This is a genomic window from Treponema sp. UBA7567 (assembly GCF_002476655.1).
Classification (GTDB): domain Bacteria; phylum Spirochaetota; class Spirochaetia; order Treponematales; family Treponemataceae; genus Treponema_D.
Genome location: NZ_DLLH01000073.1, coordinates 53449 through 60617, shown reverse-complemented (window position 1 = coordinate 60617; position 7169 = coordinate 53449). Strand labels below are relative to the sequence as shown.

Here is a 7169-nt window from a genome sequence, read left to right as displayed (position 1 = left end):
TGTCCTTTCGGACAAGGGATTGGAAGGGCGGCGGAGCCGTTTGCGGCTGCCGGCAGCCGCAAATGCAGCGCGGCTAGCGCGGAACCCTGGAAAGCCCGGTTTTTTCGTTTTGTAAAAACGAAAAAATGGCCCCGATTTATCAAAAAAATCTTTATTTTTGTGCAGTTGAATATTTATTTACGTTTTTTTTACTGATAGAATATTTTTTACAGGAGATTGTTTACGCTTTTTTTTGGAGGATTTATGAATAACGAGAAAGCTATCAAGGCGTTGGAACAGGTCAAAACCTATGTTTCTGCAAATTCGCTCGACGAACTCGACTACGCTATCGAAGTTCTGAAAAAACTGGAAAAAGAAGGCGTTAAAGATCCGCTTAACACTGATTTTTCTGCCATTAAAAAGTAATTTAGGAGATTTTGCTTAAAATGAATATGATTGGAACTTTTTGGTCGCTTGTACCGCCGGTTGTTGCTATTGCGCTGGCATTGATTACTAAAGAAGTTTATTCTTCGCTTTTTATCGGCATTGTAATCGGCGCCGTTTTTTATTCTGTGAGCGTTGGCTCGGGTTTTGCGGGATTTATTTCGCATCTTTTAAACAATACTGTCGGCGAAGGCGATGATGCTGTTTCTTACGGTTTGATTTCGTGTATTTCTGACAGTTACAATGTCGGAATTCTCGCTTTTCTTGTAATTCTCGGAACTATGGTTGCCCTTATGAACAAGGCTGGCGGTTCTGCCGCTTTTGGCAACTGGGCAAAAAAACACATTAAAACAAAACTTGGCGCTCAGGTTGCTACTATCTGTCTCGGAATTTTGATTTTTATCGATGACTATTTTAACTGTCTGACTGTTGGTTCTGTTATGAAGCCTGTAACCGACAAATACGGTGTAAGCAAAGAAAAACTTTCTTACCTTATCGACTCTACTGCGGCTCCTATCTGTATTATTGCCCCGATTTCTTCATGGGCGGCCGCGGTTTCTGGCTTTGTAACTGAAGGCGAAAACGGTCTTGCTCTTTTCTGCAAGGCTATTCCTTTTAACTTTTATGCTCTTTTTACAATCGTAATGCTTTTTGCCCTCGTTTTTATGCGTTTTGAATACGGCGAAATGTCTAAGTATGAAAAAGCAAAAGAATTTATGAAAAAAGACGATGAAGAAGTTTCGGTACCTGAAGAATCATCATCTGCAGAGGGAAAAAAGAAGGGAACTGTTGCTGATTTGGTTGTTCCAATCGCTATTCTTATTGTTTTCTGCGTTCTCGGCATGATTTATTCCGGCGGATTTTTTAGCGAAGGCGACTCTCATCTTAACTTTGTCAACGCTTTTGCAAATTCTGACGCTTCTGTAGGACTTGTAATCGGTTCTTTGTTTGGACTTATTGTTTCTCTTGTTTGGTATCTTGGACGCAAAGTTATTTCGTTTAAGTCGGCGATGCTGTGCTTGACGGACGGTTTTAAGGCTATGGTTCCTGCCATTTTGATTCTCTGTCTTGCCTGGACTCTTAAATCTATGACTGACAGTCTTGGCGCAAAAGACTTTGTTGCAGGCATTGTTTCTGGAAGCGCTGACAAGCTTCAAATGCTTCTTCCGGCGATTATCTTTGCAATCGCATGTTTCCTTGCCTTTGCGACCGGCACTTCTTGGGGAACTTTTGGAATTTTGATTCCTATTTGTATTGCGGCTTTCCCTGAAGGCTCGTTAAGAATTATTTCGATTTCTGCCTGCATGGCCGGCGCTGTATGCGGCGACCACGTTTCTCCAATTTCTGATACAACAATTATGGCAAGCGCTGGCGCTCAGTGCGACCACGTAAACCACGTTGCGACTCAGCTTCCTTATGCTATGACAGTTGCGGTTGTTTCGTTCTTTACTTTTATCGTGGCAGGTTTTACTTCAAAACTTAACATTGCCCTCTGCTCTGCGATTTCGCTCTGCTTTGGCCTTGTGCTTTTGTTTGCAACTTTGATTTTTATTAAAAAGCGGACAGAAAAAGCCATGTCTGTTCAGCAGCAGGCTTAAAAACGTAAATTGCTTCGCTTTTAGCCCGCAATGACGATTAGACCTTGGTCTGTACAGCGTCATTGCGAGAAACTGCGGAGCAATTTTTTTTCACTTGCTTAGTCTTTTATAATTTCCAGATTTTTGTATTGATATTTTGGCAAGAATCTTTTTATTCCGCCGTTCTCAAAATTGACTGTAACTGCGTATTCGCCTTCGGTTGTCGTAACTGCTGAAGTTATAATTCCATAACCATAATCATCGGTATAGATTTTTGCTCCGCGGTGATATTTTAATTTTATCGGGTCGGTTTCTGTGTCAGGATGGCTTAAGCCCAAATTTCCAAAATCGCCGTTATGCGAAAAAGAAGCATTTTGTGAAGAAGTTTTTTTAAATCCGAACGGAAGATGCCCTAAAATTTTTATATTGTCAGGGTTTATTTCCTGCAAAAACGGACTTGGCGCCATATATTCAGAGCGGCCGTACATAATACGCCTAGAACAAGATGTCATATAAAGCTCGTCCTTTGCACGGGTAATGCCAACATAGCAAAGCCTGCGCTCTTCTTCAAGTTCATTTCCGTATTTGTCCTGCCTCGGAAAAATTCCATATTCCATTCCGGTAATTACAACGCGGCTAAATTCCAGCCCCTTCGTATTGTGAAGAGTGATTAAAGTTACGCTGTCTGCCTCTTCTTCCCCGTCTGATTCTTCTATTGTTCTGTCTAATTCAATGTGATCCAGAAATTCCAGAAGACCTTCTCGTGTCGAATCATAAAAAACTGCCGAATTTGAAAGTTCTTGAATATTTGCATCGCGCTGAGTTCCGGCAATTTCGTCTTTTTCTGAATAATATGTCTTTAAGCCTGATTTTTCGGCAATAAAATCTATTAAAACCGAAAGTTTTTCGACTGGATTTACAATTTTTGCTTTTTCGGCTAAAATCCGCTCGTTTTCGTCTTTTTGCTTAATATTTTCTTTTATTTTTTCGTAAAAAGCGTCCATCGCCTCGACAAAAGAAGCAATTCCTTCCCTTGCCTTTTTTGAAAAAGACGCTCCGTTTTTGCGGCAAATTTCTACATAGTTTACACTCTGAATCTGCTCCTGAGAAGTTTCTTCGTTCTGGCTGCTATCTTCTTCCATAACAGAGTTATAAATCTCTTGGCGGCAGGCTTCTACAAGTTTATCCTGCGACGTTGCTCCGATTCCTCGCACAGGTTTATTTATAATTCTTCTGAATGCGATTTCGTCCTTTGGGTTTGCAAGCAGCGCAAGATAAGCGAGAATATCTTTTATTTCTTCGCGTTCGTAGAATTTTAGAGAGCCGACAATGCGGTATGGGATTTTTCTTCGCAAAAATTCTGATTCAAATCCCATTGACTGAGCATTTGTGCGGTAAAGAATAGCCCAGTCGCTGTATGGAATTCCTGTTTTGTGTGTCTGCTCGATTAAATCTCCGCAAAATTGACATTCTTCGTTTTGATCAGGCAAAAAAATCAGTACAGGCTTTTTTCCTTCTCCACGTTCGGCACGAAGTTCTTTTCCAAGACGAGCCGAATTATTTTTTATAACGTCGTTTGCAACCGTCAAAATTTCTGATTTTGAGCGGTAATTACTTTCCAGACGGATTATCTGAGTTCCCGGAAAATGATTTTTGAATTGAAGAATATTTTTTACTTCAGCGCCACGGAAACGGTAAATCGACTGATCATCATCGCCAACAACACAAACATAGGTCTGTTTTCCGGCAAGCACCTGCAAAAGCCGAAACTGCGCCACGTTTGAGTCCTGATACTCGTCAACCATTATTACTCGAAAACGATTTTGGATTTTTGTGCGGACTGCTTCGTTTTTTTCAAGAACAAGCATTGGAAGAAGAATCAAATCTCCAAAATCAACATTGCCGGTTTCGCGCAGACGGGCTGTATAGTTTGAATAAATTTGCGCAAAATCATCTTCGCTGTCAATTTCTTCGCCAAGTTCTTCCATAAGTTCGGCAATTTCGACCGAATCGTCCGGCGTTAAAGCGTAATCTTTGCAAAGACTGATTAAATGCGCGTAATGATTTGCCTGCTTTCTGGCAAGATTTGGATTTGCCCTAGAAAGGAGAGTTACCATGTCGTCGTCATCATAAACCGTAAAATTCGGGTCGACTCCAGCCTGCGCTGCAAAAAGACGGAGAAACCAGGCGCCAAAAGAGTGAAACGTCCTGATTTGTGAATAACGCGCCCGGCTGTCGAGAGCAACAGCCCTTTGCTGCATTTCGTTTGCCGCTTTTTTTGTAAAAGTAACTGCAAGAATCTGATACGGATCGATGTTTCGTTCAGAAATAAGATAAGCAATTTTTGTAGTAATTACGCGTGTTTTTCCTGAACCTGCTCCTGCCAGAATTAAGAGAGGAGAACCTTCATGTTCAACGGCCGCCCTTTGTTCAGGATTCAAGACGCTTAAAAACTCATTCATTTTGCATTTGCCACCTTTGCAGTTTTAACCGTTTATTTCCTGCGCAAATTTCAACTTGCTTCTTTTGATTGTCTCGTTAAGCGGACTGTCGCAGACAAAGTCGCCGTTTAAATCAACAGTGCCGGCGCTGTTTATATGAACGCGCACAAGTCTTCCGGAAAGAACCGCTTTTTGCTCTTCTGGATTTGAGCGGTCATAATTGACGACAACCGAACCGTCAACTTCCGGCGCTTGAAACCATGCCCTTCCAATTGCAATTCCTTCTTCAGGAGAATCTTCGTTTTGAGCGAGAACTTCTTCAATCAAAACATCGTAATCTTTGCCGCAACGCTCCTTTAAGCGCTGTGCTGTAATTTGCTCCTGAAGCGCAACCAGTTTTTCGGCACGTTCATTTGCTTTTTTTGCAGGAACCTGTTTTTTTAAGTTGTAAGCCGGAGTATCATCTTCCCTTGAATACGGAAAGCAGCCTGACCAATCTGTAGAAATTTCTTTTAAGAAGCTAAGAGTATTTTCTGCCTGAGCATCTGTTTCACCAGGAAAACCTGCCAAAAAAGTCGTCCGGATCGCTGCGTCTGGAAAAAAGCTCCTGATTTTTTCGATTGTCTGCGCATACTTTTTGTGATTTCCGGTTCTGTGCATTTTGAGAATGATTTCGTCATCTCCGCTCTGAAAAGGAATATCAAAATAAGGCAAAAAGCGTCTATCGGATTTTATCACAGGCAAAATGTCAGGATTAAAATGGTCTGGATGAATATAAAGCAGCCGAAGACGGAAAGTTCCTTCGATTTTTGAAATTTCTTTGAGCAAACGGCAAAGTCCAGATTCGCCTTTGTCTTCGCAAGCAAGTTCAGCATCGCTTCCTGGAGTTCCAAGAGGAAGATAAGTGCGCCCTGTTCCAAAAACATTGTCAGAACTGCCTGTTCCGTAAGCTGCCAAATCTTGTCCGATTAAATTGATTTCGTAAACGCCTTTTTTGAGAAGAATTTTAATTTCTTCAATAATTTCAGAAGCATGACGAGAACGCAATTCTCCACGGATGATTGGAATTGCACAGAAGGAACAGCGGTTGTTGCAACCTTCAGTAATTTTTACAAAGGCGGTTCCAGCAAAAGAAAGAAGCAGATTCCGGTTTGCGCCGCAAACTCCTTTTTGAGCAAATTTATGGACTGGACGCTTATTTTGCATAACTTCTTTTGCAGTGATTACGATTTTTGAAAGATCACCGTTTCCAAAAAAGCCGTCTGCTTCCGGCAAATTTTCTTTTAAGTCCTCTGCGTAACGCTCAGCAAGGCAACCTGCCAAAAGAATTTTTGCGTTCGGATAATTATTTCTTGCGTTTAAGACTGCATTCAAACATTCGGTTTTTGCAGATTCAATAAAGCCACACGAATTGATGATGATTAAATCCGCCTCAGAAGGTTCAAAAGTCTGTTCCCACTCTTGAGTTCCTGTCAAATGCGAAATTAAAATTTCTCCATCCACCTGATTTTTTGCACAACCGTGCTGATCAATAAAAAATTTAATCGAGTTCATTTATTACCAGCTTGAATTTTCCATCTGTATCTTTTATCCAGCGAATATCCTGAACAATAACTTCTCCGGCTTTTGTAACTCCAATGTCGTAAGTTTTTGAAGCAACAATTACCTGAAGTTTTACAGTATTTCCGTTAGAAATCCACAAGCGCACGCCGTTACTTGCAGTCATATTTACAGTGTCGCCGTTTGCAAGATAATCTTCGACAGCATCTTTTCTGTCCAGACGATAACGGAACAGACAGCCTGCACGGAAGTCCGCACGAACCGTAAACGGATAAGCCCTTGTATCTTCGAGAATAACAGTGCGTTTTTGGTTTTGAGGAAGTTCACCAACGCTAGGAATTTCAGAAGCTTTTGTTTCTCCTGCGACAGCATTCGAAGCATTTTTAAGAAGAATTCTAACTTCAGCGCCACGGTCATTTGTTCCAGTGGAAACATCTGAAACATAGACAATCAGCTCTGGCTTTGAATCGCCGTCAACATCAACTTCGAGCTCTTCTGAAAGTTCAATATGCTGAATTCCAGCAGGAGTTTCCAAACACAAATCACCGACAGTATTTGCAACAGTCACGACAACATCTCCGCCACTAGTTCCCAAAATCAATTGGTCGCCTTTGTAAATTCTTGTAGCAAGAGTTTTTTCCGTAAGTTCGTATTTTTTTGACTGAAAATCGTTCTGTAAAGCAGCAAGAACTGCATGCTCTTCAGCTTTCTTTTTCATAAAAAGAACAGCAAAAGTAACTCCAGTTGCAAAAACAAGAATCGAAATTATTATGATTACAGTAATTAAAACTTTCGGCCGCCTGCGGACAATCAAACCGTCTGGAATCGGAGATTCCTGCAATGTTTTTGCATGATAAAGCTGGAGCAATTTTTGAGAATCAAGTCCGAGGTATTCAGCATAATTCTTCAAAAAACCGACAAGATATGGCTCACCAGGAAAAATTACGGCATTTTCGTCTTCAAGAGCCTTTAAATAGGTGGAAGTAATTGAAGTTTCTCTGGAAATAGTTTCAAGTTCCAGTCCTTTTTCTTCCCTTTTGTTTTTTAGAATTGTGCCATAACTTTCCATTTTTGTTCTTCCCTGAAAAATATACTTTAAAAAATCTTAAGGCTGCCTTAAAAAAATACATTTTCAAAGGCAACCTGAAAAAAATGCGATAACTTAAAA

5 protein-coding genes are annotated in these 7169 nt (G+C 40.8%); 2 read left to right on the top strand and 3 right to left on the bottom strand.

Going from position 1 to position 7169, the window contains the following annotated elements:
- Nucleotides 1-243 precede the first annotated feature (243 nt).
- Both B3Y13_RS09305 and B3Y13_RS09300 read left to right on the top strand, forming a co-directional pair.
- Nucleotides 244-405 carry a hypothetical protein gene (locus B3Y13_RS09305; protein WP_200806549.1) on the top strand — a complete coding sequence of 54 codons (162 nt, stop codon included), beginning with the start codon at nt 244-246 and terminating at the stop codon, nt 403-405.
- Between the two features lie 20 nt (nt 406-425).
- Nucleotides 426-2021 carry a Na+/H+ antiporter NhaC family protein gene (locus tag B3Y13_RS09300; RefSeq protein ID WP_296668773.1) on the top strand — a complete coding sequence of 532 codons (1596 nt, stop codon included), beginning with the start codon at nt 426-428 and terminating at the stop codon, nt 2019-2021.
- A gap of 98 nt (nt 2022-2119) precedes the next feature.
- Here the strand turns inward: B3Y13_RS09300 and B3Y13_RS09295 are convergent, their stop codons facing one another.
- From B3Y13_RS09295 to B3Y13_RS09285, 3 genes are read right to left on the bottom strand one after another with little or no spacing between them, the layout of a single operon-like run.
- Nucleotides 2120-4462: an ATP-dependent helicase gene (locus B3Y13_RS09295; RefSeq protein WP_296694119.1), complete on the bottom strand. Its 2343-nt coding sequence runs from the start codon at nt 4460-4462 to the stop codon at nt 2120-2122.
- 24 nt (nt 4463-4486) lie between these two features.
- Complete coding sequence (gene rimO, locus B3Y13_RS09290) at nt 4487-5995, bottom strand: 30S ribosomal protein S12 methylthiotransferase RimO (RefSeq protein ID WP_296668769.1); 1509 nt, start codon at nt 5993-5995, stop codon at nt 4487-4489.
- On the bottom strand, nt 5982-7070 hold the full coding sequence (locus B3Y13_RS09285; protein WP_296694117.1) for a helix-turn-helix domain-containing protein: 1089 nt from the start codon (nt 7068-7070) through the stop codon (nt 5982-5984). The genes rimO and B3Y13_RS09285 overlap by 14 nt, the downstream gene beginning before the upstream one ends.
- Between the last annotated feature and the right edge of the window lie 99 nt (nt 7071-7169).

Bases quoted from the DNA above. Each gene is read 5' to 3' on its own strand.
- B3Y13_RS09305 (WP_200806549.1), top strand. From the start codon at position 244: ATGAATAACGAGAAAGCTATCAAGGCGTTGGAACAGGTCAAAACCTAT.
- B3Y13_RS09300 (WP_296668773.1), top strand. From the start codon at position 426: ATGAATATGATTGGAACTTTTTGGTCGCTTGTACCGCCGGTTGTTGCT.
- B3Y13_RS09295 (WP_296694119.1), bottom strand. From the start codon at position 4,462: ATGAATGAGTTTTTAAGCGTCTTGAATCCTGAACAAAGGGCGGCCGTT.
- rimO (WP_296668769.1), bottom strand. From the start codon at position 5,995: ATGAACTCGATTAAATTTTTTATTGATCAGCACGGTTGTGCAAAAAAT.
- B3Y13_RS09285 (WP_296694117.1), bottom strand. From the start codon at position 7,070: ATGGAAAGTTATGGCACAATTCTAAAAAACAAAAGGGAAGAAAAAGGA.